Annotated in this window: 21 protein-coding genes; 15 read left to right on the top strand and 6 right to left on the bottom strand. The window is 71.1% G+C overall.

Annotated elements, in window-relative coordinates; translation table 11 throughout:
* Positions 1 to 2: 2 nt before the first annotated feature.
* The 4 genes from FB388_RS27210 to FB388_RS27225 are packed head-to-tail and all read right to left on the bottom strand — an operon-like array spanning position 3 to position 2851.
* Complete coding sequence (locus tag FB388_RS27210; RefSeq protein ID WP_142104976.1) at positions 3 to 401, bottom strand: nuclear transport factor 2 family protein; 399 nt, start codon at positions 399 to 401, stop codon at positions 3 to 5.
* Positions 402 to 412: 11 nt separating this feature from the next.
* Entirely contained in the window at positions 413 to 961 is a 549-nt protein-coding gene (pcaG, locus tag FB388_RS27215; protein ID WP_142104977.1) for a protocatechuate 3,4-dioxygenase subunit alpha, read from the bottom strand.
* Positions 954 to 1682, bottom strand: a complete 729-nt coding sequence (gene pcaH, locus FB388_RS27220) for a protocatechuate 3,4-dioxygenase subunit beta (protein ID WP_142104978.1) — start codon at positions 1680 to 1682, stop codon at positions 954 to 956. The genes pcaG and pcaH overlap by 8 nt, the downstream gene beginning before the upstream one ends.
* An 11-nt stretch (positions 1683 to 1693) precedes the next feature.
* Positions 1694 to 2851, bottom strand: a complete 1158-nt coding sequence (locus FB388_RS27225) for a 4-hydroxybenzoate 3-monooxygenase (protein ID WP_142104979.1) — start codon at positions 2849 to 2851, stop codon at positions 1694 to 1696.
* Positions 2852 to 2929: 78 nt separating this feature from the next.
* On the opposite strand from FB388_RS27225, the gene FB388_RS27230 reads away from it, so the two are divergent.
* The 5 genes from FB388_RS27230 (at position 2930) to FB388_RS27250 (ending at position 7486) form a co-directional block, all read left to right on the top strand.
* Positions 2930 to 3724: an IclR family transcriptional regulator gene (locus FB388_RS27230; RefSeq protein WP_246122449.1), complete on the top strand. Its 795-nt coding sequence runs from the start codon at positions 2930 to 2932 to the stop codon at positions 3722 to 3724.
* Between the two features lie 67 nt (positions 3725 to 3791).
* Positions 3792 to 4793 carry an acetamidase/formamidase family protein gene (locus tag FB388_RS27235; RefSeq protein ID WP_142104981.1) on the top strand — a complete coding sequence of 334 codons (1002 nt, stop codon included), beginning with the start codon at positions 3792 to 3794 and terminating at the stop codon, positions 4791 to 4793.
* Positions 4794 to 4804: 11 nt separating this feature from the next.
* Positions 4805 to 5563 (top strand): SDR family NAD(P)-dependent oxidoreductase, encoded by a 759-nt coding sequence (locus FB388_RS27240; protein WP_142104982.1) that lies wholly within the window; start codon positions 4805 to 4807, stop codon positions 5561 to 5563.
* On the top strand, positions 5563 to 6696 hold the full coding sequence (locus FB388_RS27245; protein WP_142104983.1) for an epoxide hydrolase family protein: 1134 nt from the start codon (positions 5563 to 5565) through the stop codon (positions 6694 to 6696). The genes FB388_RS27240 and FB388_RS27245 overlap by 1 nt, the downstream gene beginning before the upstream one ends.
* Before the next feature lie 187 nt (positions 6697 to 6883).
* Positions 6884 to 7486: a superoxide dismutase gene (locus FB388_RS27250; RefSeq protein WP_142104984.1), complete on the top strand. Its 603-nt coding sequence runs from the start codon at positions 6884 to 6886 to the stop codon at positions 7484 to 7486.
* A gap of 61 nt (positions 7487 to 7547) precedes the next feature.
* On the opposite strand, the gene FB388_RS27255 is transcribed toward FB388_RS27250, so the two are convergent.
* Positions 7548 to 8828 carry a competence/damage-inducible protein A gene (locus FB388_RS27255; RefSeq protein ID WP_142104985.1) on the bottom strand — a complete coding sequence of 427 codons (1281 nt, stop codon included), beginning with the start codon at positions 8826 to 8828 and terminating at the stop codon, positions 7548 to 7550.
* Positions 8829 to 8905: 77 nt separating this feature from the next.
* The gene (locus FB388_RS27260; protein ID WP_142106325.1) at positions 8906 to 9868 is read right to left on the bottom strand and encodes a patatin-like phospholipase family protein; all 963 of its coding nucleotides are present in this window, start codon (positions 9866 to 9868) and stop codon (positions 8906 to 8908) included.
* A gap of 694 nt (positions 9869 to 10562) precedes the next feature.
* On the opposite strand from FB388_RS27260, the gene FB388_RS27265 reads away from it, so the two are divergent.
* The 10 genes from FB388_RS27265 to fdh all read left to right on the top strand — a co-directional run bounded on the left by FB388_RS27265 (position 10563) and on the right by fdh (position 26580).
* Positions 10563 to 11546, top strand: coding sequence for a 2-dehydropantoate 2-reductase N-terminal domain-containing protein (locus FB388_RS27265; protein ID WP_142104986.1), 984 nt, complete (start codon positions 10563 to 10565; stop codon positions 11544 to 11546).
* A complete protein-coding gene (locus FB388_RS27270) occupies positions 11543 to 12793 on the top strand; it encodes a glycosyltransferase (RefSeq protein WP_142104987.1) in 1251 nt (416 codons plus the stop codon). The genes FB388_RS27265 and FB388_RS27270 overlap by 4 nt, the downstream gene beginning before the upstream one ends.
* On the top strand, positions 12790 to 14946 hold the full coding sequence (locus FB388_RS27275; protein WP_142104988.1) for a right-handed parallel beta-helix repeat-containing protein: 2157 nt from the start codon (positions 12790 to 12792) through the stop codon (positions 14944 to 14946). The genes FB388_RS27270 and FB388_RS27275 overlap by 4 nt, the downstream gene beginning before the upstream one ends.
* Before the next feature lie 155 nt (positions 14947 to 15101).
* Positions 15102 to 16475 (top strand): right-handed parallel beta-helix repeat-containing protein, encoded by a 1374-nt coding sequence (locus FB388_RS27280; protein WP_170225852.1) that lies wholly within the window; start codon positions 15102 to 15104, stop codon positions 16473 to 16475.
* Positions 16476 to 17185: 710 nt separating this feature from the next.
* Complete coding sequence (locus FB388_RS27285; RefSeq protein WP_142104990.1) at positions 17186 to 18148, top strand: 2-dehydropantoate 2-reductase N-terminal domain-containing protein; 963 nt, start codon at positions 17186 to 17188, stop codon at positions 18146 to 18148.
* Complete coding sequence (locus tag FB388_RS27290) at positions 18145 to 19473, top strand: glycosyltransferase (protein ID WP_142104991.1); 1329 nt, start codon at positions 18145 to 18147, stop codon at positions 19471 to 19473. Before FB388_RS27285 ends, FB388_RS27290 begins: the two co-directional genes overlap by 4 nt.
* Complete coding sequence (locus tag FB388_RS27295) at positions 19470 to 21428, top strand: right-handed parallel beta-helix repeat-containing protein (RefSeq protein WP_142104992.1); 1959 nt, start codon at positions 19470 to 19472, stop codon at positions 21426 to 21428. The genes FB388_RS27290 and FB388_RS27295 overlap by 4 nt, the downstream gene beginning before the upstream one ends.
* A 26-nt stretch (positions 21429 to 21454) precedes the next feature.
* Complete coding sequence (locus FB388_RS27300) at positions 21455 to 22807, top strand: right-handed parallel beta-helix repeat-containing protein (RefSeq protein ID WP_142104993.1); 1353 nt, start codon at positions 21455 to 21457, stop codon at positions 22805 to 22807.
* A gap of 125 nt (positions 22808 to 22932) precedes the next feature.
* Positions 22933 to 23331, top strand: a complete 399-nt coding sequence (locus FB388_RS27305; RefSeq protein WP_142104994.1) for an STAS domain-containing protein — start codon at positions 22933 to 22935, stop codon at positions 23329 to 23331.
* A gap of 51 nt (positions 23332 to 23382) precedes the next feature.
* Positions 23383 to 26580, top strand: coding sequence for a formate dehydrogenase (gene fdh, locus FB388_RS27315; RefSeq protein ID WP_246122450.1), 3198 nt, complete (start codon positions 23383 to 23385; stop codon positions 26578 to 26580).
* Positions 26581 to 26623 lie beyond the last annotated feature (43 nt).

The raw sequence follows: 26623 nt of genomic DNA on the forward strand, positions 1-26623 counted from the left end.
TCTCAGGCGCCGGCGACGGCGGTGATCTGGCTCAGCACGCAGAGCCAACGGTCCCCGCGGCGCACGAAGACGTCCGTCACCCACTCGTCGGCGTCGAACCGCCTGCCTTCGTAGTGCGCTGTGTTCGTGATGCGCGCGGTGAGGAGCGCCGTGTCGCCGTAGGTCCGCACCCGGGCGTCGCCGACGCGGTCCATGGCCGAGTGGGTCAACGCCCCGGACTCCACCACGGCCAGGAACTGCTCCCTGGTCGTCACGCCGGACTCGGAGACCATCACCCAGTCGTCCGCCATGAAGCCGGCGATCCGCGCGACGTCGTTCGAGACGATCGCTCGTGCCCACTCGTCCTCGACGGCCTCCAGCTCCGCATCGGCCGCAGGCCACGCATCGGTCTCGTCGGACATCGAGCCTCCGGTCAGATCTGGAGGAAGACCGTCTCCCCCTCGCCCTGCAGGCGGATGTCGAAGCGCAGCTCGCCCTCGCCCGCCGGCTCGGCCAGCAACGTGGCCGCGCGCTCCGGCGGCAGCGACGACAGCAGCGGGTCGGCGGCGTTGGCCTCGGCCTCGTCCGGGAAGTAGATGCGGGTGACCAGGCGGTCGAGCAGGCCACGCGCCAGCACCGTGACGTCGATGTGCGGTGCCTGCCCGTCCCCCAGCGCGCCCGGCTTCACCGTGACGATCTGGTAGCGGCCCTCGCCGTCGGTCGGGCAGCGGCCGAAGCCGGCGAACCCGGAGCCGGAGGCGCCCCGCGGGTCGTCGGGGTGGTCGAAGCGACCGTCGGCGTCGGCCTGCCAGGTCTCGATCACGCCGTCGGGCACCGGCGCGCCCGAGCCGTCGCGCACGATGCCGGAGATGCGGATCGCGCCCGGGCTGCCCTCGGGGACGACCAGGTGCCCGCCGGACCAGGTCAGGCCGATGGAGAGGAACGGTCCGACGGTCTGCGACGGGGTGAGCAGGTCACTCATGGGGCTCCTCGAACGGGGTCTGCTCGCGGCCGCGCAGCACGATGTCCCAGCGGTAGGCGAGCGCCCACTCCGGCCGGGTGGCCTCGAGGTCGAACGTCGAGATCATGCGCCGGCGGGCCTTCGGGTCCGGGACCGAGTTGAAGATCGGGTCCTGGTCGAACAGCGGGTCGTCCGGGAAGTACATCTGCGTGACGAGCCGCTGGGTGAACGCGCGGCCGAACAGCGAGAAGTGGATGTGCGCCGGGCGCCACGCGTTGTGGTGGTTGCCCCACGGATAGGCGCCGGGCTTGATCGTGGTGAACGAGTACTCGCCCTTATTGTTGGTGAGCACCCGCCCGCCGCCCGTGAAGTTCGGGTCGAGGGCGCCGGCCCAGTTGTCGTTCTTGTGCGGGTAGCGGCCGGACGCGTTGGCCTGCCACACCTCGACGAGCGTGTCGGGCACAGGCCGGCCGTCGCTGTCGAGGACGCGGCCGAACACGACGATCCGCTGGCCGATCGGCTCACCTGCGTGCTGGGTGGTGAGGTCGTGGTCGCTGGGGCCGATCAGGTCGTCGTGCCCCGCGGTCAGCAGCGGCCCGGTGACCTCGGTGAGCCGGTTCGGCAACACGATCGGCGCCTGCGACGGCGCCCGTAGGCCGGTGCTCTTGTAGCCGGGGTGGTCGAGCGGCGGATGCGTCCCCGGCGGGGGCGGGCGGTAGCCGGCGGGCTGGGCGAGCGTCATGTCGATCCTCCTCAGTGAGGTAGGCCGGTGTAGTTCTCGGCGAGGCTGGTGGCCGCGGCTCTCGACGTCACGGTGTAGTGCAGCTGCGAGAGCTGGAGGCGGCGGGTGAACGGGTCCCCGTCCGGCGCGTTGTGCAGCATCGACGTCATCCACCACGAGAAGTGCTCTGCGCGCCAGACGCGGCGCAGGCACGTGTCGGAGTAGGCGTCGAGGCCGGACTCGTCGCCGCGGGCGAAGTACGGGGTGAGGGCCTCGGCCAGCACCCGCACGTCGGCGATGGCCAGGTTCATGCCCTTCGCCCCGGTGGGCGGCACGATGTGCGCGGCGTCGCCCGCGAGGAAGAGCCGCCCGTGCCGCATGGGCTCGGCCACGAAGCTGCGCATCCCCGTGACGCCCTTCTCCAGGACCGGGCCCTCGTTGAGCGTGAACCCCTCGGCGGCCAGGCGGATGCCCAGCTCGTCCCAGATCCGGTTGTCCGGCCAGTCGGCGAGGTCGGTGTCCGGCGGGACCTGCAGGTAGAGCCGGGTGACCTCGGGGCTGCGCATGGAGTAGAGCGCGAAGCCGTTGGCGTGGTTGGCGTACGCGAGCTCGTGCTGGGTGGGGGCGGCCTTGGCGAGGATCCCGAGCCAGGCGTAGGGGTACTCGCGGTCGAACACCTCGGGGGCGAAGGAGCCGCGGCTGATCCCGTGGAAGCCGTCGCACCCGGCGATGACGTCGCAGCGCAGCTCCTGGCGCTGCCCGTCAGCGTCGGTGAACCCGATCACCGGGGAATCGGCGAGCCCGTCGAGGGTGACGTCGGAGACCTCGAAGCGCAGGTCGCCGCCGTCGGCGAGGCGCCTGGCGATCAGGTCCTTCACCACCTCCTGCTGCCCGTACACGGTGATCCCGCGACCGACGAGGTCGGTGAAGTCGATGCGGTGGTCCTCGCCCTCGAACCGCAGCGAGACGCCCTCGTGCGGCATGCCCTCGCGGTCGAGCCGCTCGCCGAGCCCGACCTCGCGCAGCAGCTCGACGGTGGGGTGCTCCAGCACGCCGGCCCGCACCCGCTGCTGCACGTACTCGCGGCTGCGCGCCTCGAGCACCACGGAGTCGACGCCTGCGCGCGCGAGCAGATGGGAGAGCAACAGGCCTGCCGGTCCCGCTCCTACGATGCCGACCTGCGTACGCATGCGAGGAAGCCTGACGCACGCCGACCGCGTCCTCGACTCGCCTTCCGGCCAACGGAAGTGGCACGGCAGACTCGCCCCGTGACGGAAACGGTGACGGGACGCGTGCTCCGCCTGCTCGCGGCGTTCACGGCCGAGCGCCCCGAGCTCGGGCTCAGCGAGCTCTCGCGGCGCGCGAACCTGCCACTCACCACCGCCCACCGGCTCGTCGGCGAGCTCGCCGAATGGGGAGCCCTCGAACGGGGGACGGACGGGCGCTACCGGGTCGGGCTGCGGTTGTGGGAGGTCGGCGCGCTCGCGCCGCGCGGGCTGGGGCTGCGCGAGTCGGCCATGCCGTTCCTCGAGGACCTCTACGAGGTCACCCGGCAGAACGTCCAGCTCGCGGTCCTCGACGGCAGCGAGGTCGTGTTCGTCGAGCGGATCTCCGGCCGCGGCGCCGTCAACGTGATCACGCGCGTGGGCGGCCGGCTGCCGCTGCACGCCACCGGCGTCGGCCTCGTCCTGCTCGCCAACGCCGACCCGGAGCTGCAGGAGCAGGTGCTCGCCACTCCCCTGAAGCGCTTCACCGCGAAGACGATGTGCGATCCCGACGAGCTGCGCCGCGTGCTCGCCGAGGTCCGCCGCACCGGCGTGGCCGTGAGCGACGGCCAGATCGAGCTGATCGCGCTCTCGATCGCGGCGCCGGTGCACGGCCCGCGCGGCGATGTCGTGGCCGCGCTCTCGGTCGTGGTCCCCGCGGAGGCCTCGGACGCCCGCGCCTACATCCCGGTGGTGCGAGCGGCGGCCCGCGGCATCTCCCGGGTGTTGGGGGCGCCGGAGCCGCGGCGAGGTGCCGAAAGGTCAGGAAAGCCACGTTCAGGAACCGCAACGCCCTGAACGTGGCTTTCCTGAACCTCCGGCGCCGGGCTTGCGCGGGCCCTTCCCTGGGCCCACGATCTGCCGCGTGGACGTCCTGGAGTTCCGGCCGCAGCCCGACCAGTACGCGTGGACGTTCGGCGGCGTCGCGCCGACCCACCGGATCACGCCGGGCACGGTGCTGAAGCTCTGGACCGAGGACGCCTTCTCCGGACGGCTGCAGCGCACCACCGACAAGCCGTCGCAGGTGCTGAACATGGCCGAGGTGAACCCGCAGACCGGCCCGTTCTACGTGGAGGGCGCCGAGCCGGGCGACACGCTCGCCCTGCACATCGTCGACCTCACTCCGGCCCGGGACTGGGCCGCGTCCAGCACGATCCCGTTCTTCGGGGCGCTCACCGGCACCGACCGCACCGCCCTGCTGAACGACCCGCTCCCCGAGCAGACCTGGATCTACGAGCTGGACCGCGCCCGCGGCGTCCTCCGCTTCGAGGCGCAGCGCAGCTCGCTCAGCCTGGAGCTGCCGATCGCGCCGATGCTGGGCACGGTCGGCGTGGCGCCACCCGGCCGCGAGGTGCGGTCGAGCCTCGTGCCCGACACCTTCGGCGGCAACATGGACACCCCCGAGATGCGCGCCGGCACCACCTGCTTCCTGGGCGTGAACGTCGAGGGCGCCATGTTCTCGGTGGGCGACGGGCACTACCGCCAGGGTGAGGGCGAGAGCTGCGGCACCGCGGTCGAGGGCGCGATGGACGTCACGCTGATCGTGGAGCTGGTCAAGGGGCACGCCCCGGCGTGGCCGAGGCTGGAGCACGACGAGGACTACGTGGTCGTCGGGTCGGCCCGCCCCCTGGAGGACGCGTGGCGGGCCAGCCAGGTCGGCATGATCGCCTGGCTCGGCGAGCTGTACGGGCTCGACCGGCTGGACGCCTACCAGCTGCTCACCCAGATCGCCCGCTCACCGCTCGCCAACGTCTGCGACACGAACTACAGCGCGGTCACGAAGATCGAGAAGTCGCTCCTGCCCACCGCCGCCGCGTTCGGTGGCATGCACCGCCACCTGCGCGAGCAGGCCGCCGCCCTGACCTGAAGGAGCCCGGAGTGGATCTGCAACTCGCCGGCAAGACCGCCCTCGTGACCGGCGGCACGAAGGGGATCGGGCGCGCGATCGTCGAGTCCCTCGCGGCCGAAGGGGTCCGGGTCGCGTTCTGCGCCCGCACCGACGCGGACGTGAAGGCCGCGGAGGAGGCACTTCGGGCGGCGGGTCACGAGGTCGCGGGCACCGTGCTCGACGTCACCGACGGCCCAGGGCTCGCCGGCTGGGTGGAGGCCACGGCGGAACGCTTCGGCGGCATCGACATCGCGGTCGCCAACGTGAGCGCCATCGTGGCGGGTCAGGACGAGGAGAGCTGGCGGAAGGAGTTCGAGGTCGACCTCATGCACACGGTCCGGCTGGTCAACGCGGCGCTTCCGCACCTGGAACGCAGCGACGACGGCTGTGTGGTCGCCGTGTCCAGCGTGTCGGGGCGGGAGGTCGACTTCTTCGCCGGCTCGTACGGCGGGATGAAGGCGGCGCTCGTCCACTACATGGCCGGCCTGGCCTACCAGAAGGCGGGCAAGGTCCGGGCCAACACCGTCTCGCCCGGCAACGTCTACTTCGAAGGCGGCGTCTGGCAGAACATCGAGCGCAACGACCCGGAGTTCTTCGCGAAGGCGCTGGCGCTCAACCCGACGGGGCGCATGTGCACGGACGACGAGGTCGCCTACGCCGTCATGATGCTCGCCAGCCCACGGGCGTCGTTCATCTCCGGCACCAACCTCGTCGTCGACGGCGCACTGACAAGAGGAGTGCAGTTGTAGTGCGGGACTTCCGCATCGAGATCCCCGAGTCGGACCTGGACGACCTGCGTGAACGCCTCGCCCGCACCCGCTGGCCCGACCCGGCCACGGCGTCGGGCTGGATGCAGGGCGTGCCCCTCGACTACGCGCGGGAGCTGTGCGACCACTGGGCCCGCCGCTACGACTGGCGCCGCTGCGAGGCCGAGCTGAACGCCCTCCCCCAGTTCCGCACCGGGCTGGACGGGGGCGGCGACGACACGGTCGAGGTGCACCTGCTGCACGTCCGCTCGCGGCACGAGGGCGCGCTGCCGCTGCTGCTCACCCACGGCTGGCCGGGGTCGATCGTGGAGTTCCTCGACATCATCCCGGCGCTCACCGACCCGCCTGATCCGGCCGACGCGTTCCACCTCGTGATCCCGGCGCTGCCCGGCTACGGGTTCAGCGGCAAGCCGACGGTCCCCGGGTGGGGCGTGGAGCGGATCGCCACCGCATGGGCGCAGCTCATGGACCGGCTGGGCTACGACCGCTACGCGGCGCACGGCGGCGACTGGGGCGCGGCGATCACCTCCGCGCTGGGCACCGGGGCGCCGGAGAGCCTCGTCGGCATCCACCTCACGATGCCGATGGCCGGGCCGCCACCGGACGACGAGGCGAAGCCCCTCACCCAGGCCGAGCAGAAGGGCCTCGCTGCCCGCAAGACGTTCATGAAGGTGGGGGCCGGCTACTCGCACGAGCAGTCGACCCGGCCCCAGACGCTCGGCTACAGCCTCGCGGACTCGCCCGTCGGGCAGTGCATGTGGATCGTGGAGAAGTTCTGGGACTGGACCGACTGCGCCGGCCACCCGGAGAACGTCGTCTCCCGCGACCGGCTGCTGGACAACGTGATGCTCTACTGGCTCCCCGACGCAGGCGCGTCGTCGGCCCGGCTGTACTGGGAGAGCTACAAGCGCAGGCGGATGGACGTGGTACCGGTGCCGACCGGGGTCACACTCTTCCCGCAGGAGCTGGCGCGGCTGCCGCGACACTGGATCGAGCGCCGCTACACCGACTTGCGGCACTGGAACGAACCTCCGGTCGGCGGCCACTTCGCGGCGCTGGAGCAACCGGACGTCCTGGTGGACGAGCTGCGCACCTTCTTCCGCAAGCTGCGGTGATCACGCGGACCCGGCCGCGAGGCCGGGTCCGCGCCCCCCGCCGACGTCGAGCTGCCAGAACGATCACCAGCACGAGGTAGTTGCAATCTACTTGCGATTAGCCGTCGCCGCCACCCAGTTGCGAAGCACTGGCAAGAGCATGAGGATCGCTGCTGCACCGCACGCGATCGAGAGCGAGGAAGTACCCATGGCCCCGTACACGCTTCCCGACCTGCCCTACGACTACGGCGCCCTCGCCCCGCACATCGCGGGCGAGATCATGGAGCTGCACCACTCCAAGCACCACCAGACCTACGTCAACGCCGCGAACGACACCCTCGACAAGCTCGCCGCCGCCCGCGACACCGGCGACTACGGCTCCATCGTCGGCCTGGAGAAGACCCTCGCGTTCAACCTCGGCGGCCACGTGAACCACTCGATCTTCTGGAACAACCTCTCCCCCGACGGCGGCGACAAGCCCACCGGCGAGCTCGCCGCCGCCATCGACGAGCACTTCGGCTCCTTCGACGCCTTCCGGGCGCACTTCACCGCCGCCGCCACCACCATCCAGGGCTCCGGCTGGGCCATCCTCGGCTGGGACACGCTCGGGCAGCGGCTACTGATCCACCAGCTCTACGATCAGCAGGGCAACCTCCCCGCCGGCCAGGTCCCCGTCGCCATGCTCGACATGTGGGAGCACGCCTTCTACCTGCAGTACCGCAACGTCAAGCCGGACTACGTCAAGGCCTGGTGGAACGTGGTGAACTGGGCCGACGCGGCAACCCGCTTCGAGGCGGCGCGCGGCGCCTGACCCGTACCGACGAACGGCGCGTTCGTCGGTACCTATCCGACCAACGCGCCGTTCGTCGGATTCAGGAGTGGCGCGTGGCGCGCAGGAGCAGGTGCATCCCGACGTCCGTGGACCGTTCCCTGATGTCCGTGCGGCCGCCGGGGAGGCGGGGGCCGCGGGCGATCACCTGGCCGTCCGCGGTGGTGACGCAGAAGCAGACGTAGCCGACCGGCTTCGCCTCGGTTCCGCCGCCGGGTCCGGCGACACCCGTGATGCCGATGCCGACGTCGGCGCCGAAGCGCTCGCGAGCCCCGTCGGCCAGTGCCCGCGCGACCTCGGGCGACACGGCCCCGTGAGCGGCGATCATCTCGGCGGGCACGCCCAGCAGCTCGGTCTTGGCCTCGTTGGAGTAGGCGACCACCCCGCCGGCGACGTAGTCGGACGACCCGGCCAGGTCGACGAGTCGCGCGGCGAGCATGCCGCCGGTGCACGACTCCCCCGTGGCCACCGTCCAGCCGCGCTCGCGCAGCGCGCCGGCCAGCAGCTCGTCGGTGCTGGTGCCGTCGGTGCTCACGAGGTGCCGGGCGTGCCGCGCGGCGAGCTCAGCGTGCACCGCATCGGCCACCGACTCGGCGCCGGGTTGCGGGCGCAGGTCGACCTCCAGCCCCGAGCGGCGCAGGCACGTGGTGATCTCGACACCGGACAGGTCGCGCTCCGCCTCGATCTCGCGCAGGGTGGCCGCGATCTCGGACTCGGGCAGGCCGAAGTAGCGCAACGAGCGGGCCTCGGCAGCGGGCACGCGCGCGAGCAGCTCCCGCACGGGCGCCGACGCCAGCGCCGCAGGCCACATCCCCTGCAGCTCGCGGGGTGGTCCGGGCAGCACCACGACGAGCGGGCCGCCCGGCCGGGGCACCACGAGCCCCGGCGCCGTGCCCACCGGGTCGAGCGCCACCGCGCCCCGCGGCACCATGGCCTGCTTGCGGTTCGCCGCGTCCAATGCGGGGCCACCGAAGCCGGTGCGGGCGGCGAACCCGGCCAGGATCTGCGCGATCCGCGCGTGCATCGCCTCGTCCAGCTCCAGCGGCACGCCCGCGAACCGGGCGACGATCTCGGCGGTCAGGTCGTCGGCCGTCGGGCCGAGCCCACCACTGGTGACGACCAGCTCGCAGCCGTCCTCGAGTGCGAGGTCGAGCGCGCGGGCGAGGTCGCCGGGGCGGTCGCCGACGACCTGCACGTGCGCCACCTCGAAGCCGAGCGCGGTGAGCTCGCGGGAGAGCCACGGGCCGTTGCGATCGGGGATGACGCCCGTCAGCAGCTCGCTCCCGGTTACGACGACGGCGGCCCGCGGCCTGACGGTGTTCATCTGCCTCCGCTCCGCGCTCCCGCGGCTCGCGTCCAACATGGCTTCGCTCCGCACCGACAGGCCGGAACCCGTCCGGATCAGGCGGCCACCGCGTCGAGGGCGGCCACCGCCGACTCGTCACCGATGCGCACGGCATCGCCGACGCGCACGGGGTCGACGCACAGCGCGCCCATGCCCGCTGAGCGCGCCGGGCCGATGGCGGCCAGGTGGCCCGGCCCCCGGTCGGGGTGCGCGGCGTCGGTGACCAGCCGCAGGTCGACGCCGTACCGGCGGGACCCCTGTGCGAGCGAGCCCAGGCCGGGGACGAGCCGGTCGAGCGCGCGGGCCCACAGGGAGAGCCCGGCGTCGGCGTCCGGGTGGAGGTCGTCGGTTCCCCGGCACAGCAGCACGAGCACGTGGGTGGCACCGCCGCGCAGTGCCCTCGCCATGGCGAGCGGCTCCGCGACCGACCCGTCGACCCACCGCCGTCCGCCCCACGAGATCGGCGGACCGGCCAGCAGCGGGATGGACGCGCTCGCGCGCAGCGCCCGCTTCCAGTCCTCGACCGTCTCCATGCCCACCAGGGTGTGGGCGGTCAGGTCCGCTGCGTCGGTTGCCACCACGCGAAGCGGCGCCGGAGTGCGCCCCAGCTCGTGCCACGCGAGTGGCTTGCGGTCGGAGAGCACGTCGTGCACGAGGTGGTCGAGGGCGACCACCGGGCGGCGGCTGCCGAGCCGGCGCATGTTGATGAAGACGTCCGTGCAGAGGTCCTCCGGGTAGCTCGCGGCGCAGGCAGCTGCCTCGCCCGTGAGGAAGGCCGCGCCGCTGAACCCGCCGGACGACGCCCCGTAGACCTCGTCGAACGCCGGGACGAGGCCGGCACGGTCGAGTGCGCGCAGCATCCCGGCCACGTACGCGCCGCGCATGCCCCCGCCACCGATGACGAGGGCGACGCGGTGATCGTCGTCACGGGCACCGGGAGTGGTGCGGGCTGCTCTGCGCTCGCGCAGGACCGCGATGACCTCCCGGTCACCGTGCAGAAAAGGGACGGGAGACACCATCGGCACGCGAACAGGGTAACGGGGTGCGCCGCATCACCGAGCAGACAGCGACAGTGGGTGCTCGGGCAATGACGACCAGCAGCGTTCAGCGCGGCTAGGCTGTCGGTCGGCGCGGCGTTCGGGCGCGAGCACCCGCTGCGCTCCAAAGGGGACGATTCCGCAGGTCCGCGCGGTGATGGCCCGGACGGGTCCCTCGTCGCCCACCCGGGGCAGCGGCGGGGAGCACGCGCAGTGACCGCTCGCCCCCGCGGCCGCTCCGGCCGAACGACCGCAAGTCGCCGAGGTTGCGCGCGAGATGATGAGCGCGCGCCGAGCGGCGACCCCTATGCGCTCATTGTCTAGGAGTGGCGGCGAACGGCGATGCGGAAACGGCGAGCGGCATCAGCCGAAACGTTACCGTTATTCGGCGACGTGCCCGTAAATTGGTCCGAGCGAGTGATTCGAGCGGTGACAGAGGTCACAGCAGTTGATTACGAAGCGCTGTGACGCTCTCAGGTAGGTCACTCCACTGGCTGAGCAACGCCTTCGGTACTCTGTCGTCGACCTGGGGAAACTCGGGCATTCGGGTGGCTGCTTCCACCAGTGTGGTTGCGCTGCGTGACGAAGGACCTGGGCGTTCGTGGATCCATCAGCTGCGAAACCATCGTCCGTCAGAGGCGACCGGAACGGTTGCCAAGAATTGGAGGGGCATTCCATGCAGTCGTCGAGGATCTTCATCGTCGGATCGGGCGTCGTGGGAGCTGCTACGGGTGGTGGCTTCCGTGAGGCCGGCCACGACGTGACGTTCATCGACATCAACGAGGCGCGGGTCAGCGAGCTCAAGGAGCGTGGCTGGGACGCACGCACCGCGATCGACCTGACCGACGAGCCCGAGTCGTTGATCTTCCTCACCCTGCCCACCCCGCACGAGGGGCACCGCTACGACCTGACCGCGTTCACCGCCGGCACCGCTTCGGTGGGCAAGGCCCTCGCCGGGTCCGCCGCCCGCCACACGGTCGTCGTGCGCTCCACCGTTCCCCCGGGCACCACCGAGGGCCTCGTCAAGGAGACCCTGGAGGAGAACTCCGGGATGGTGGCCAACGAGGGCTTCGGCCTGGCGTCCAACCCCGAGTTCCTGCGCGCCGTCTCGGCCGCCGAGGACTTCGCCAACCCGTGGATGACGATCATCGCCAGCCGCGACCCGCAGAACGTCGAGCGGCTGCGCGAGGTGCTCGCGCCGTTCGGTGGCGAGCTGCGCACCTTCTCGAACCCGGCCGAGGCCGAGTTCATCAAGTGCGCGCACAACATCTTCAACGCCACCAAGATCAGCTTCTGGAACGAGATGTGGCTCGTCGCGCAGAAGCTCGGTGTCGACCTCGACCCGATCGCCGCCACCGTGGCGCGCTCGGCCGAGGGTTCGATCAACCCCGAGTACGGCATCCGCGGTGGCGCCCCCTACGGCGGCGTCTGCCTCCCCAAGGACACCTGCGGCTTCCTCGGCTTCGCGGCCAACATCGACGTCGACATGCCGCTGCTCTCCGCGGTGGTTGAAACGAACGACCGCCTTGCCGCGATCGTTTCAGAAGAGGTCGACACCGCGACCCACGCCGCGTCGCACGCCCAGCTGCGCCAGGCTGCCAGTGGAAAGGAGACGGCTGCTGCAGTGGTGAACGGACAGCAGCAGCACGAGCCGGCATGAACCTACCTGCGTACTACTACGTGCTGGGCACCCCGCTCGGGGTGCTCGGCCTGATCCGGTGGGCCACTTGGCTGGTCCGCCGGATCCCGGCAGTGCTCTACAAACCGGTGGTCAACAACTACCGGCTTCCGATGAGCATCGTGGTCCCCACCTACCAGGAGGACCCGGAGATCTTCGCGATGGCGATCGAGTCATGGCTCGCCAACCGGGTCGCGGAAGTGATCCTCGTCATCGACGCCTCGGACACGACCTGCCAGGAGATCGCACGCAGGTACCCGGTCCGGATCGTCATCACCGACGTCCCGGGCAAGCGGGACGCGTTGCGCCGCGGTTGGCGCGCCGCCCGCACCGAGCTCGTCGCGCTCGTCGACTCCGACACCATCTGGGCCCCCGACGTGGCCGCCGAGGTGTGCAAGCCGTTCGCCGACCCCCGCATCGGCGGGGTCGGCACCCGGCAGTGCGTCTACGGCACCAAGGGGTTCCTGGCGCGGATCACCGACATGTTCCTCGACAACCGGTACTTCGACGAGAACGCCAGCCAGACCCTGCTGGGTCAGGCGGTGGCGTGCCTGTCGGGTCGTACCGCGATCTACCGGCGCAGCCTGCTGCTGGAGATCGAGGCCGAGTTCATGGAAGAGAAGTTCTGGGGCATCCCCTGCCTGTCGGGCGACGACAAGCGCCTCACCACGCTCACGCTCGAGCACGGCTACCTCACCTACATGCAGCGCACTGCGGTGGTGTGGTCGACGTTCCCGGACAAGTGGAGCATCTTCTTCAAGCAGCGGGTGCGCTGGGCGCGCAACACGTGGCGCTCGGACATGCGGGCGCTGTCGAAGCCCTGGATCTGGAAGCACCCGTTCCTCGCCTACACGATGATCGACAAGGCGCTGTCGGGCTTCACGGTGCTGCTCGGTCCGATCTTCCTGGTCACGGCGTTGATCGCGCAGGAGTGGATCGTCGCCGCGATCCTCGTGTCCTGGTGGCAGATCAGCCGCGCCGCGAAGTTCCTGCCCCACATCGTGCGACGGCCTTCGAGTTTCTTCTTCGTGCTGGGCTACGTGGTCGTCTCCTGGCTCATGGCGCTCATCAAGATCCGCGCCCTGATGACGATCCGCTACCAGAAGTGGGGCACCCGCCAGGTCGCCGTCGAGAACGGTCAGGTCGTACGCACAGCGGGCGCTGGCGGCGGCATCGAGGACGACGCGACCATCCCGATGCGGGTGGTCGGTGTGGGGAGGGCCGCATGACCAGCTCCCGGACGCGCAGGCAGGGCATCGCCAGGATCATCCTGGCGAGCCTCGCCATCAGCGCGCTCGCTCTTCCCGCCACGGCCGCATCGGCCGCGGCGGCAGCGCCTGCGCCTGGTGGCGTGGCGATGGTCCAGTCCTCTCCGCCTGCAGGCGACGGCGGCAGCAGCGACCCGGGCGGTGGTGGCGGCGGCGCCAGCGAGCCCGAGCCCGAGCCCGAACCGGAGCCCGAGCCCGAACCGGAGCCCGACCCCCAGCCGGACCCCGACCCCGCCCCGGCCCCGCGGCCCAGCGGCCCCTCCCAGGCCGAGCTCGAGGAGAAGCGTCGGGCGGAGCAGGAGCGCAAGGCGGCGGAGAAGGCGGAGAAGGAAGCGGCCGAAGCGGCCGCGAAGGCCGCCGAGAAGGCCCGCAAGGCCGAGGAGCGCGCCCGCAGGGAGGCCGCCGAGCGCGCCGAGCAGGCCGCGAAGGCCCGCTCCTCGTGGGACGAGCGCGGCAGGCCCCGCCAGATGGTCACCGTGCGCGTCGACCGCGTCGAGGTGGTCGACAACGGGCGGCTCACCACCCTCGTCCCCCGGCGTCCCGGCGTGCTGTCGCTCAAGGAACTCGACCGGATGCTGCCGGCCGACTGGGTCACCATCGACGGCGACACGGCCACGGTGAACATGGCCATCGTCCTGACGCCCGGCGTCAACTTCGAGATCGCCGACATCCCCACCGTGAAGGTGCTCGGCGGCCCCGAAACGCCGGATGCCTGTCCGATCTACACCGGCAGCGGCCGGCTGACGCTGAAGAACACCACGCTCTCGGGCGTCGACCGCGGCGGGCAGCCGCTGCCGATGGAGGCGGCCGGCCGGCCGTTCCTCGAGGCGGCGACCGGCGGTGAGATCCACGCCACCGACGTCACCATCACCGACATGGGCGTCCCCGAGCACGGCCAGGTGACCGCGGAGCCCGCCGTGGGCTTCAACCCGAACAGCACCGGGTCGCTCGTGCGCACCACGCTGCAGCGCAACAACATCGGCGTGGAGGTCTCGCGGGCCCAGAACGTGAACCTCGACGGGGTCACGGTCACCGAGTCGCAGACCGACGGCATCGTCCTCAACGCCGACAAGGGCACCCGCATGGCCAACCTGCGCGCCGAGAACAACGGTGGCAACGGGATGTTCGTCGGTGGGGCGAACTCCAACCGATCGGTCAGCGGGCTCACCACGAAGAACAACGCGCTCTACGGCCTGGTCGTCACCCAGCAGGACGGCGCCAAGGTCAGCGGCATCGCCACCGAGGCCGACAAGGCGGGCGGGCTGCGGCTGAACCAGGTGAAGAACATCGAGATCACCGACTACACGGCAACCGACCAGCCGATCGGCATCTTCACCCACGTCGGCAGCACCGGCATCGTGCTCGACAACATCCGCACGAGCGGAGGCCGCCGGGGCGTGGTGATCGAGAAGAGCACCCTGAACCTCGAGCTGAAGAACTCGACGATCGAGGGTTCCCGCGTCGCCGGTGTCAACGTCGGTGGCAAGGAGGTCCGCATCAACGGCGTGCAGATCACCGACGCCAAGGCGGGCGTTCGCCTCGAGCGCGGGGCCGCGCACGTCCAGCTCACCGGCATGACGATCGACGGCGGCCGAGACGGGGTCGTCAGCTCGGCCGGTGCGGCGGACGTCACCATCACCGACCTCACGGCGAACAACGTCTCGGACGGTGCGATCCGGCTCGCCACTCCGAACGCCGTCGTCAACGGCGGCACGATCACCGGCGGTTCCACGGGCATCCAGGTCACCGCCCCGGCCACGATCAGCGCGGTGGCGATCAACGGGCCCAGCGCGGGCATGCGGGTCCGCTCACCCGAGATGGTGCGCGCCGAGAACGTCGCGATCGAGGCCACCAGCCTGGGCCTGGACGTCGCGCCCGGTAGCCAGCTCGTCCTCGCCAACTCGAGCGTGCACGCGCTGGAGGCGGTCCGGGGGGTGTTCGTCCCGGAGGGCGTGAACAACATCAGCCTCCCGCCGCTCAACCTGCTGGCCGCCATGGGCGTGCCGCTGATCCTGCTGGCCATCGTGCTTGAGCAGGTGCACTCCTTCCGGCAGCGCAAGGTGGGCGGCAACAAGAAGCGCCTGCCCCCGGCGATCCCGGTGGGAGCCGGCTAGCCGGACCGATGTCCCAGTCCACGTCCCGGTGCTCCGCCTCCGCGCTGCGGCGGCGGGGCACCGTCCTCGGAAGAGGAGCCCGCCGCCCCGGGCGCCACGGGCGCATCACGACGACCGGCCGCGACGCCGGTGCCGACCCGAGGATGACCCAGACGATGTCTCGACAGATCGCTTCCCGTGCTGCCCACCCCCGCGGCCGGACCGCCGCGCTCGGGGTCCTCCTGGCCGTCTCCGCACTGCTGGCGAGCGCCTGCGCCAACCCGACGCCCGAGCCGGTCGCGAAGAAGGAGGCCCCGCCTTCCGAGAAGGTGGACCCCGCCGCGCCGTGCTCCAGGGAGCCGTGGACGGGAGGCGAAGGCGGTGGCGGCGGCGGCGCCCCCACCGTGCGCATGGACCCACCGGCGAGCCCCGGCGGTCCGCCGACGATCACGCTGTCGGCCGGCGAGAACGTGCCCCTCCCGGCGCTGGCCCCGCGGTCGGGCGGCAACCTCCGCGAGGTCGGTGACGGCGTGTGGGAGCTGCGCGCCGACATCTCCATCGTCCCGGGGGCGTCGCTGCGGATCGCGGCGCCCGAGGTGAAGTGGCTCAGGCTGATCAGCGAGAACGGCAAGATCGCCGCGGTGAAGGCGTCCGGCGGTGGCCTCGACGTAGTCGGCAGCTGCATCACCACGTGGGACCCCGGCGCGAACACCGCGGACACCAACCTCGACGACGGCCGCGGCTACCTGCTCGCCCGCGACGGCGCGCGGATGGAGATCGACCACGCCGAGCTCCGGTTCCTCGGCAACGGCACCGTCGAGTCCTACGGGATCTCCTGGCGCACCGAGGGCACGACCGGGAAGATGACCAACAGCGTCTCGTCCCACAACTACTTCGGCATGTACAGCTACGAGGTGGCCGGGCTCGTCGTCACCAACAGCGAGTTCCACGACAACAAGCTGTACGGCATCGACCCGCACACCGGGTCACACGACATGCTCATCGAGGGCAACGTGGCCCACGACAACGGCAAGCACGGCATCATCCTCGCCGAGGACTGCACCGACAGCGTCATCCGGAACAACGTCGTCTACCGCAACGCGCACCACGGCATCGTGCTGTACCTGCGGTCCGACCGGAACACGATCGAGGGCAACGACAGCTTCGCGAACGCTTCGCAGGGCATCAACGTCAACGAGTCCAACGACAGCACGATCCGCAACAACCGGGTCTACGACAACAACGAGGCCGGGATCAGCGTCACGCAGACGTCGCGGAACATCGGCGTCGAGAACAACCAGGTCCGTGGGAACAAGCAGGACGGCGTGCGTGTCGTGAGCGAGTCGAGCGGCACGAAGGTGAGCGGCAACACCATCGGCGAGAACGGGCGGTACGGCGTCTACGTCGACATCGACGGCGACGACCTCGACATCTCGGACAACCTGATCTTCGCCAACCGTTCCGGGATCCTCCTGAAGGGATCAGCGGTCGTGCCCGACGGCAGCAACTCGATCTTCGAGAACCAGAACGGCGCGATCCTCAGCGACTGACATCCTCCGCGGGGAGCACCTCGCACCCGAACGAGCCACCCGAACGAGCCGCCCGACCGCGGGCGCAGCCGGCCCGGGCGCATCTGGTCTGATGCGCCCGGGCCGCTCTCGTTTCGCTCGATCGACGTCCGACCGGGGCTCTCGTGCCGCGCACCTCCCCCTGCTCGACGCGCTGGTCGGTAGAGCTCGCGGCCCCGAGCCGGACGCCGTTGCCGAGGCTGTCCGCTGCTCCCCGGAGGTCGAGCACTCTGGGTGAAGGCGACCGCCCGACGGAGCCGGTCGGCAAACGCCGCTCCCGCGCGGGGGATGCGCCCGTCCGAGCGGCAGGTCGCCGAACGGTCACACGCCGGGTAGGTTTTGCGCCGGGCGGCGCCCGAGGCCACCCGAACGGCTGTTTCCGGGATGGATACGGGTGCCCCGATAATTGCTCCGGATTCACCGGACCAGGTGCATTTCCCGGTGACCCACGTCACAAAGCTGGTTACGCAAAGTTGAACGACACAGGTCGGGCCTGCCGCGCGCGAAGCGGCTGTGACAGCCATATCGCACGGCTGAGCTGCCCGAACAGGCTACCGAGCCACCGATAGCCCACCGTGGCCGGATACGCCGTGTAATCAGCGCATACACGATCGTGGAGCCGCTGGATTGCGGAACCATCTCCCCTGACGCGACAGGTTCGACCGCCGAGAAATAGGGGAAGGTGCAATTCCATGCAGTCGTCGAGGATCTTCATCATGGGTTCGGGCGTCGTGGGAACGGCGACGGGTGAGGGCTTCCTGGCGGCCGGTCATGACGTCACGTTCATCGACATCGCGCCCGAGCGGGTGCGGGAGCTGCGGAAGCGCGGCCTGGACGTGCGCACCGAGATCGACCTGACCGGCGAGCCGGATTCCCTGATCTTCCTGACCCTGCCCACGCCCAACGACGGGCACCGCTACGACCTGTCGGCCTTCACCGCCGGTACCGCCGCAGTCGGACGCGCCATCGCGGCGGCGCCAGCGCACCACACCGTGGTCGTGCGCTCCACGGTGCCGCCGGGCACCACGGAGAGCCTGGTCCGCACGGTGCTCGAGGAGCAGTCCGGCCGCACCGTCGGCGAGGGCTTCGGCCTCGCGTCCAACCCGGAGTTCCTGCGCGCCGTGTCGGCGGCGGAGGACTTCGCGCACCCGTGGATGACGGTGATCGCCAGCCGCGACCCGCAGACGGTGGAGCGGCTGCGCACCCTGCTCTCGCCCTTCGGTGGGGAGCTGCGCACCTTCGCCGACCCGGCCGAGGCCGAGTTCGTCAAGTGCGCCCACAACATCTACAACGCCACCAAGATCAGCTTCTGGAACGAGATGTGGCTCGTCGCCCAGAAGCTCGGCGTGGACCTCGACCCGATCGCCGCCACCGTGGCCCGCTCGGCCGAGGGCTCCATCAACCCGCAGTACGGCATCCGCGGCGGCGCCCCGTACGGCGGCGTCTGCCTGCCCAAGGACACCTGCGGGTTCCTCGGCTTCGCCGACACCATCGGGGTGGATATGCCGCTGCTCTCCGCGGTGGTGGAGACCAACGACCGCCTCGCCGCGATCGTCTCGGACGAGGTCGACACCGCCACCCACGCAGCAGACGCCGACCAGCTGCGCGCTCGCGCCATGGCGGGCACCCACCGGCAGCAGCACGGGCCGGCATGAACCTTCCCCTCTACTACTACGTGCTGGGCACCCCGCTGGGGATGCTCGGCCTGTTCCGCTGGGGCTGTTGGCTCGTGCGGCGCATCCCGGCGGTGCTCTACCGGCCCGTCCTGGACGAGCACCGCCTGTCGATGAGCCTGGTCGTGCCGGTCTACCAGGAGGACCCGCACGTCTTCGCCGCGGCAATCGAGTCGTGGCTCGCCAACGACGTCGACGAGGTCATCCTCGTCATCGACGCCTCCGACCGGGTCTGCCAGGAGATCGCCCGCCGCTATCCGGTGACGGTCGTGGTCACCACCGTTCCCGGCAAGCGGGACGCACTGCGTCGGGGCTGGCGCAAGGCGACGACCGACCTCGTGGCGCTGGTCGACTCGGACACCGTGTGGGCGGCCGATGTCGCGTCCGAGGTGTGCAAGCCGTTCGCGGACCCGCGCATCGGTGGCGTGGGCACCCGGCAGTCCGTCTACGGGGCCCGCGGGTTCCTCGCCCGGATCACGGACATGTTCCTCGACCACCGCTACTTCGACGAGAACGCCAGCCAGACCTACCTGGGCAAGGCCGTCTCGTGCCTCTCCGGCCGGACCGCGATCTACCGCCGCGAGCTGCTGCTGGAGATCGAGGACGACTTCATGGACGAGGCGTTCTGGGGCGTGCCCTGCCTCTCGGGCGACGACAAGCGCCTCACCACGCTCGTCCTCGAACGCGGCTACCTGACCTACATGCAGCGCACCGCGGAGGTCTGGTCGACCTTCCCGGACCAGTGGCGGATCTTCTTCCGCCAGCGGCTGCGCTGGGCGCGCAACACCTGGCGGTCCGACCTGCGGGCGCTGTCGCGGCCATGGGTGTGGAAGCACCCGTTCCTCGCCTACACGATGGTCGACAAGGCGGTCAGCGGTTTCACGCTCCTGCTGGGCCCGATCTTCATGGTGGTCGCCCTCGTCAACCACAACTGGATCTTCGCGGTCGTGCTCGCGTTGTGGTGGCAGATCAGCCGCTCGGCCAAGCTGCTGCCGCACATCCGGCGCAGGCCGTCGAGCTTCTTCCTCGTACCCGGCTACGTGTTCGTCTCCTGGGTCATGGCGCTGATCAAGATCCAGGCACTGCTCACGATCCGCCGCCAGCGCTGGCTCACCCGCCAGGTCGCCGTCGAGAACGGCGAGGTGGTGCGCACGTCCGGAGCCGGGACGCAGCTGGAGCCGGAGCAGCAACCCGAGGCACCACCGGAGGCGGCAGCCGTGGACGAGGAAGAGGCAGCGGCCGACGCCCCCACCGAGACCGTGAAGTTGAAGACCCCGAGCGAGCCACGCACGGAGGCACCGGTATGAGCCGCCGAGCCTGGTTCAGCAGGCTCGCCGCCGCGGGCGCGGTGCTCGGGACGGTCGGCGTCCTGCTGAGCGGCGAGCTCTTCGGAGGGGTCGCGTACGCGGCCCCGGCGGTCGTCGCCCCGACTGCCGCGACGCAGCCGGTCCAGGTGCCCGATCCGAACCCGGAAGGGCCGTCGGCCGCAGAGCGGGCGGCCGCGCAGGCGCGTGCCGAGGCCGCCCGGCGGGCCGCCCGGGCGGCCGCCAAGCGCGCGGAGGCTGCGCGGAAGGTCCGCATCACGTGGGAGAAGCGGGGCAGGCCGCACCGGATGGCCGTCGTGCGTTCGAACCGGATCGACGTGGTGACCGACGGCCGCCTCACCCGCCAGGTCGGCGGGGGTGGCACGGTCACGATCAACACCCTCGATCGGGCGCTGCCCAGCAACTGGCTCGCGACGTCCGACGGCACCGCCACGCTGAGCGCGGCGATCGTGCTCACCCCCGGCACCGCGCTGGAGGTCGGGAACCCGATCAAGCGGCTCGAGCTGATCGGCGGGCCCACCCCGCAGGACGCGACGGCGATCTACACCGGCAGCGGCCGGGTGTCGCTGAACGGCGTCACGGTCACGTCGGCCGATCCGACCACGCGCCAGGCCGTCGCCCCCACGTCGCCCGGCCGGCCGTTCTTCGCCGTCTCCGCCCGCGGCAGGTTCGAGGCCGTCGACTCGACGATCAGCGACCTCGGCACCCCGTCGACCGGGATCGACGGCGGGCGCGCCGGCGTGACGTTCAACCAGGGCGCCACCGGTTCCCTGGTGCGCACCACGGTGCAGCGCAACACCACCGGCGTGGAGCTGTCCCGCTCCGACGGCGTGCACCTCGAGGACGTCACGTTCACCGGGTCCGTCGGTGACGGGCTCGTCCTCACCGGAGACCGCGGAACGACCATGAAGGGGATCCGGGCCCTCGGCAACGGCGACAACGGGGTGGTGGTCGCAGGCGAGAGCACCGACCGCCCGGTCACCGGCATCACGACGAAGGGCAACGGCGGCTACGGCGTGGTGGTGGTCGGGCAGACGCGCGGCCAGCTCGCCGACATCGACACCACCGGCGACCAGTCCGGCGGTCTGCGGATCAACCGCTCGACCGACGTGCACGTCACCGACCTCACCGCCACCGACCAGCCCGCCGGCGTGTACGTCCACGTCAGCAGTGCGCGGATCGTGCTCGACCACCTCCGGACGTCCGGCGGCCGGCGCGGTGTCGTGATCGAGAAGAGCACGGACGGGCTCGAGCTGCGGGACTCGAAGATCGACGGAGCCCGCGTGGCCGGCGTCGGGATCGGTGGCAAGCACGTGCTGCTGAGCGGCGTGCAGGTCAGCGACTCGCGCGCCGCCGTGCGCGTCGAGCGCGGCGCGGAGGGCATCCGCCTGGCGGGGCTGGTGCTCGACGGCGGGCGCGACGGCGTCGTGGCGACGGCGGGCACGACCGGCGTGGTGATCGCGGACCTGTTGGCCCGCAACGTCGCCTCGGACGCCGTGCGGAGCGCCAGCGCCGACGCGGAGATCATCGGCGGCCGCATCACCGGCGGCGCCACCGGCATCGACGTCGCCGCAGCCACCACGATCTCCGGCGTCACGATCGACGGTGCGGCCGAGGGCATCCACTCGCGCTCATCGGACCTCGTGCGCGCCGACGAGGTGAGCGTCGACGCGCTCAACCTGGGCGTCAACGCGCTGCCGGGAAGCCGGTTCCACCTGACCGGGTCCAGCGTGCACGCGCTCGAGGCGCTGCGCGGGCCGATCCAGCAGCACGGCACCAACGACCTCAGCCTGCCACCGCTCAACCTGCTCAGCGCGATCGGCGTGCCGCTGATCCTGCTGGCCATCGTGCTCGAGCAGGTGCACGCCACGCGGCAGCGGCGGGCGGGCATCCGCAGGCGCCGGCTACCGCCGGTGCCCGTCGGCGCGACCGGCTGACCGCGCGCCGCCGCCCGAGGAGAACCATGAACACCTCACAGATCCCCGCCCGGGCCGCCCTCCTCGTGGCGACGCTCGGGGTACTCGGCAGCGCGGTCGCGCTCGCCGTGATCGGGAGCATCCCGCCGGAGCCGCAGCAGCTCGTGCGGCACGAGGCCGTTGCCGCGGTCCAGATCGACCCGGCGCACCCCTGCACCCGGGAGGCGCCCGAGGGGCCTGCGTCCCCACCGCCTGCCGGCGTCCAGGCCCAGTTCGACCCCGCTCAGAACGCCGTGGTGCTCTCGGCCGGGCAGGGCGTGACCCTGCCGGCGCTGGCGCAGGCACTGGGCAACCCGGACCTGCTGCGGGAGGAGGCGCCGGGCGAGTGGCTGCTCGGCGCGGACCTCGCGGTGCTGCCCGGGACGTCCGTGCAGATCGCCGCCCCGGCCACCCGCTGGCTCAAGCTGCTGAGCACCGCCGGCCGGTACGCCTCGGTGAAGGCGTTCGGGGGCGGGATCGACGTGAGCGGCGCCTGCATCACGTCATGGGACCCGGCCAAGGGCACCGTCGACACCGACCCCGCGGACGGCCGCGGCTACCTGCTCGCCCGGGACGGGGCCCAGATGGCCATCGACCGCGCCGAGCTCCGCTACCTCGGCCACGGCGAGGTCGAGTCCTACGGCCTCTCGTGGCGCACAGAGGGCACCGGCGGGAAGATCACCAACAGCCTGGTGTCGCACAACTACTTCGGGCTGTACACCTATGAGGTGGGCGGGCTCGTCGTGGCCGACAACGAGTTCCACGACAACATCCTCTACGGCATCGACCCGCACACCGCGTCGCACAACCTGACCATCGAACGCAACATCGTCCACGACAACGGCAAGCACGGCATCATCCTCGCCGAGGACTGCGTCGACAGCGTGATCCGCGACAACATCGTCTACCGCAACAACCACCACGGAATCGTGGTCTACCTGCGGTCCAGCGGGAACACGATCGAGGGCAACGACAGCTTCGCCAACGCGGCGCAGGGCATCAACCTCAACGAGTCCAACGACAACGTCATCCGGAACAACCGCGTGTACGACAACAACGAGTCCGGCATCGGGATCACCCAGACGTCCCAGAACAACCTCGTCGAGAACAACCAGAGCCGCGGCAACAAGCAGGACGGGATCCGCGTAGTCAGCGAGGCGGCCCTGACCACGCTGCGCACCAACACGCTCGGCGAGAACGGGCGCTACGGCGTCTACGTCGACATCGACGGCGACGTGCAGATCGCCGGGAACCTCATCTTCGCCAACCGGTCCGGAATCATGCTGAAGGGCTCGGCGATCGTTCCCGACGGCGACAACGCGATATTCGACAACCGCGAAGCGGCGATCATCGCGGGGTAGCCGGCGCCCGTCGCGAGCGGGGGGGTGTTGTTGTGTGCCCCAGAGGCCCTCCGTAGGGTTGAACAGCGGCCCGAGGACAGACCGCACCCCGAGTCCACGACACCCACATCGAGGAGCCGGTGCGCATGAGCGGCGACATCCCCGCCGATCACGGGACCCCCGAAGAGAGCGACGACATCGGCGAGGTCATCCGGTTCGACGTCGTCAGCCACGGTCCGGACGCCCGGGTCGTGCACGTCGTCGGGGAGATCGACACCCTCACCGCACCGGTGTTGCGCACCCGCCTCGACGAGCAGGTCGCGGCCGTGCCGCTGCTGGTCCTCGACCTCACCGACGTCACGTTCCTCGGCTCGGCGGGCCTCGCCGTGCTCGTCGCGGCCAAGGACGAGGCCGACCGCAGGCGGCACACGCTGCGCCTCGTGCCCGGCTCCCGGATCGTCACCCGCGCACTGGAGGCCACCGGCCTGCTGGGGATCTTCGACATCGCCGAGGGCGTGCCGCAGGCGCTCGAGCACGCCGGCTGACCGTCCCCGCCAGGTAGGTTTCAGCGGCTGATCACCGGGGAACCGGGCCGCGTGGGTGTGCGCCGATGGCTCGAGCTCTGGCCCGTCGTCCGGCAGGCGACCGGGCCGGACCACACCGCGCGCGGCGAGGCCGTCCGATCTCCCCGTACCGACGCGCTGCGCCCGCGCCTCGCCGACGCCGACCGCGTCGTGCCGTCGATCTGCCCGTTCTGCGCGGTGGGCTGCGGGCAGCGCGTCTTCGTGCGGGACGGCGAGGTCACCCAGATCGAGGGTGACCCCGACTCCCCCATCTCGCTCGGCAAGCTCTGCCCGAAAGGCGCGGCCTCCAAGCAGCTCGTGACCCGGCCGGACCGGCTCACGAAGGTCCGCTACCGGCGCCCTGGCGGCACCGAGTGGGAGGACCTCGACCTCGAGACGGCGATGCAGATGATCGCCGACCGCGTCCTGGACACCCGCCGTCGGACCTGGCAGGACACGGACGAGAACGGCCGGCCGCTGCGTCGCACGATGGGCATCGCCCACCTCGGGGGCGCCACGCTGGACAACGAGGAGAACTACCTCATCAAGAAGCTGTACACGGCTCTCGGCGCGATCCAGGTCGAGAACCAGGCCCGCCTTTGACACAGCTCAACGGTTCCCGGTCTGGGAGCCTCCTTCGGTCGCGGCGGCGCCACGACGTTCCAGCAGGACCTCGCCAAGAGCGACTGCATCGTGATCCAGGGCTCGAACTTCGCCGAGTGCCACCCCGTCGGGTTCCAGTTCGTCATGGACGCGAAGCTGCGCGGGGCGAAGATCATCCACGTCGACCCCCGCTACACCCGCACCAGCGCCCTGGCCGACCTGCACGTCCCGATCCGGGCCGGCACCGACATCGCGCTGCTCGGAGGCCTCATCAACCACGTGCTCTCGGAAGGACTCGAGTTCCGGGAGTACGTCGTCGCCTACACGAACGCAGCGGCGATCATCTCCGAGGACTACCTCGACACCGAGGACCTCGACGGGCTGTTCAGCGGCTGGGACGAGGACGAGCACGCCTACGACCCGTCGTCGTGGACGTACGAGCCCGGCTCGGACGACAGCGACGAGGAGGACGCCCACGGGGGCGAGCACCAGCGCGAGACCGCGGGCGGTGACAAGTACGGCAGCGGCGGCGCGTCCGTGCCGCACAAGCCGCACCGCGACCCCACGCTGCGGCACCCGCGTTGCGTGTTCAAGATCCTCAAGCGGCACTACGCGCGCTACACACCGGAGTTCGTCGAGGACGTCTGCGGCATCCCGCAGGAGACCTTCCTCGAGCTCGCCCGCGCCATCACCGAGAACAGCGGCCGGGACCGCACCACCAACTGGTCCTACGCCGTCGGCTGGACCCAGCACAGCGTCGGCGTGCAGTACATCCGCGCCGCGTCGATCCTGCAGACGCTGCTGGGCAACATCGGCCGCCCGGGTGGCGGGATCCTCGCGCTGCGCGGCCACGCGTCGATCCAGGGCTCCACGGACATCCCGACGCTGTTCAACCTGCTGCCCGGGTACCTGCCGATGCCGGCGGGCGAGCGGGGCGGTTCCCTGGCCGACTACGTCGAGCCGGACGCCGGCAAGGCCGGTTTCTGGGGCGACATGCCCAACTACGTGGTGAGCCTGCTGAAGGCGTGGTTCGGCGACGCGGCCACCGCGGAGAACGACTACGGCTTCGACTGGCTGCCGCGCCTGTCCGGCGACCACAACAACTACGCCACCGTGCTCGACATGCTCGAGGGCAACGTGCCCGGCTACATCGTGGCGGGCGAGAACCCCGCCGTCGGCGGAGCCAACGCCCGGCTGCAGCGCCTGGCACTGGCGAAGGCGGAGTGGGTGGTCGTGCGGGACATGTCCTGCGTGGAGACCGCCACGTTCTGGAAGAACTCCCCCGAGGTCGAGAGCGGCGAGCTGCGCACCGAGGACATCGCCACCGAGGTGTTCCTCATGCCCGCCGCCTCGCACGTGGAGAAGGACGGCACGTTCACCAACACCCAGCGGCTGCTGCAGTACCGGCACAAGGCCGTGGAGCCGCCCGGGGACGCCCGCAGCGACCTGTGGTTCTTCTACCACCTCGGACGCATCGTCAAGGAGCGCCTGCGCGACTCCGACGACCCCAGCGACGCCCCGGTGAAGGCCCTCACGTGGGACTACGAGACCCACGGGCCGAAGGCGGAGCCGTCCGCCGACCACGTGTTGCGCGAGATCAACGGCTACGGCCCCGACGGCGAGCTGCTCAGCGCCTACACCCAGCTCACCGACGACGGCTCCACCCGCTGCGGATGCTGGATCTACTGCGGCGTGTACGCGGACGGGGTCAACCAGGCGGCGCGGCGCAAGCCAGCCCGGGAGCAGGACTGGGTGGCCGCGGAATGGGGCTGGGCGTGGCCGGCCAACCGGCGCCAGCTCTACAACCGCGCCTCCGCCGACCCGGACGGGAAGCCGTGGAGCGAGCGGAAGGCGCTCGTGTGGTGGGACGGCGAGCGCTGGACCGGCCGCGACGTCCCGGACTTCCCGCCCGACACCGCCCCGGACTACGAGCCGCCGCTGGACGCCAAGGCCGGTGAGGCGCTGGCGGGCACCGACCCCTTCATCATGCAGACCGACGGGAAGGCCTGGCTCTTCGCGCCGAGCGGACTGGTGGACGGGCCGCTGCCCACCCACTACGAGCCGATCGAGACGCCCTACCGCAACACGCTGCACCCGCACCACAACGGCAACCCGGCGGTGAAGCTCTACGAGGACCCGGAGAACCGCCACCACCCCGTTGGATCGGACGTGTTCCCGTTCGTGCTCACCACCTACCGGCTCACCGAGCACCACACCGGCGGCGGCATGACCCGGTTCGTGCCCTACCTCGCCGAGCTGCAGCCGGAGGCGTTCTGCGAGGTCTCCCCCGAGCTCGCGCGGGAGCGAGGGCTCACGCACAACGGCTGGGCCACGGTCGTGACGGCGCGGAGCGCGATCGAGCTCAAGGTGCTCGTCACCGACAGGATGAAACCGCTGCGGGTGGAGGGTCACGAGACCCACCAGATCGGCGTGCCGTGGCACTACGGCCACAACGGGCTGGCCACCGGCGACAGCGCGAACGACCTGCTGTCGATCACTCTCGACCCCAACGTCCACATCCAGGAGTCCAAGGTGCTCACCTGCGACATCCGTCCCGGACGGCGCCCGCACGGCCCCGAGCTGCGCGCACTCGTCGAGGACTACCGGCAGAGGGCGGGGCTGGCATGAGTGACCACCCGGGGCACCCGGTCGACCGGGCCGAGGCGGACGC

It is taken from the genome of Pseudonocardia cypriaca (assembly GCF_006717045.1).
GTDB lineage: Bacteria > Actinomycetota > Actinomycetes > Mycobacteriales > Pseudonocardiaceae > Pseudonocardia > Pseudonocardia cypriaca.

What these genes read in the sequence shown, in the direction of transcription:
- FB388_RS27305 (WP_142104994.1), top strand. Translation starts at nt 22,933, where the DNA reads ATGAGCGGCGACATCCCCGCCGATCACGGGACCCCCGAAGAGAGCGAC.
- FB388_RS27300 (WP_142104993.1), top strand. Translation starts at nt 21,455, where the DNA reads ATGAACACCTCACAGATCCCCGCCCGGGCCGCCCTCCTCGTGGCGACG.
- FB388_RS27265 (WP_142104986.1), top strand. Translation starts at nt 10,563, where the DNA reads ATGCAGTCGTCGAGGATCTTCATCGTCGGATCGGGCGTCGTGGGAGCT.
- FB388_RS27295 (WP_142104992.1), top strand. Translation starts at nt 19,470, where the DNA reads ATGAGCCGCCGAGCCTGGTTCAGCAGGCTCGCCGCCGCGGGCGCGGTG.
- FB388_RS27285 (WP_142104990.1), top strand. Translation starts at nt 17,186, where the DNA reads ATGCAGTCGTCGAGGATCTTCATCATGGGTTCGGGCGTCGTGGGAACG.
- FB388_RS27210 (WP_142104976.1), bottom strand. Translation starts at nt 401, where the DNA reads ATGTCCGACGAGACCGATGCGTGGCCTGCGGCCGATGCGGAGCTGGAG.
- FB388_RS27250 (WP_142104984.1), top strand. Translation starts at nt 6,884, where the DNA reads ATGGCCCCGTACACGCTTCCCGACCTGCCCTACGACTACGGCGCCCTC.
- FB388_RS27260 (WP_142106325.1), bottom strand. Translation starts at nt 9,868, where the DNA reads ATGGTGTCTCCCGTCCCTTTTCTGCACGGTGACCGGGAGGTCATCGCG.
- pcaG (WP_142104977.1), bottom strand. Translation starts at nt 961, where the DNA reads ATGAGTGACCTGCTCACCCCGTCGCAGACCGTCGGACCGTTCCTCTCC.
- FB388_RS27225 (WP_142104979.1), bottom strand. Translation starts at nt 2,851, where the DNA reads ATGCGTACGCAGGTCGGCATCGTAGGAGCGGGACCGGCAGGCCTGTTG.
- FB388_RS27275 (WP_142104988.1), top strand. Translation starts at nt 12,790, where the DNA reads ATGACCAGCTCCCGGACGCGCAGGCAGGGCATCGCCAGGATCATCCTG.
- FB388_RS27270 (WP_142104987.1), top strand. Translation starts at nt 11,543, where the DNA reads ATGAACCTACCTGCGTACTACTACGTGCTGGGCACCCCGCTCGGGGTG.
- FB388_RS27280 (WP_170225852.1), top strand. Translation starts at nt 15,102, where the DNA reads ATGTCTCGACAGATCGCTTCCCGTGCTGCCCACCCCCGCGGCCGGACC.
- FB388_RS27290 (WP_142104991.1), top strand. Translation starts at nt 18,145, where the DNA reads ATGAACCTTCCCCTCTACTACTACGTGCTGGGCACCCCGCTGGGGATG.
- FB388_RS27255 (WP_142104985.1), bottom strand. Translation starts at nt 8,828, where the DNA reads ATGAACACCGTCAGGCCGCGGGCCGCCGTCGTCGTAACCGGGAGCGAG.
- pcaH (WP_142104978.1), bottom strand. Translation starts at nt 1,682, where the DNA reads ATGACGCTCGCCCAGCCCGCCGGCTACCGCCCGCCCCCGCCGGGGACG.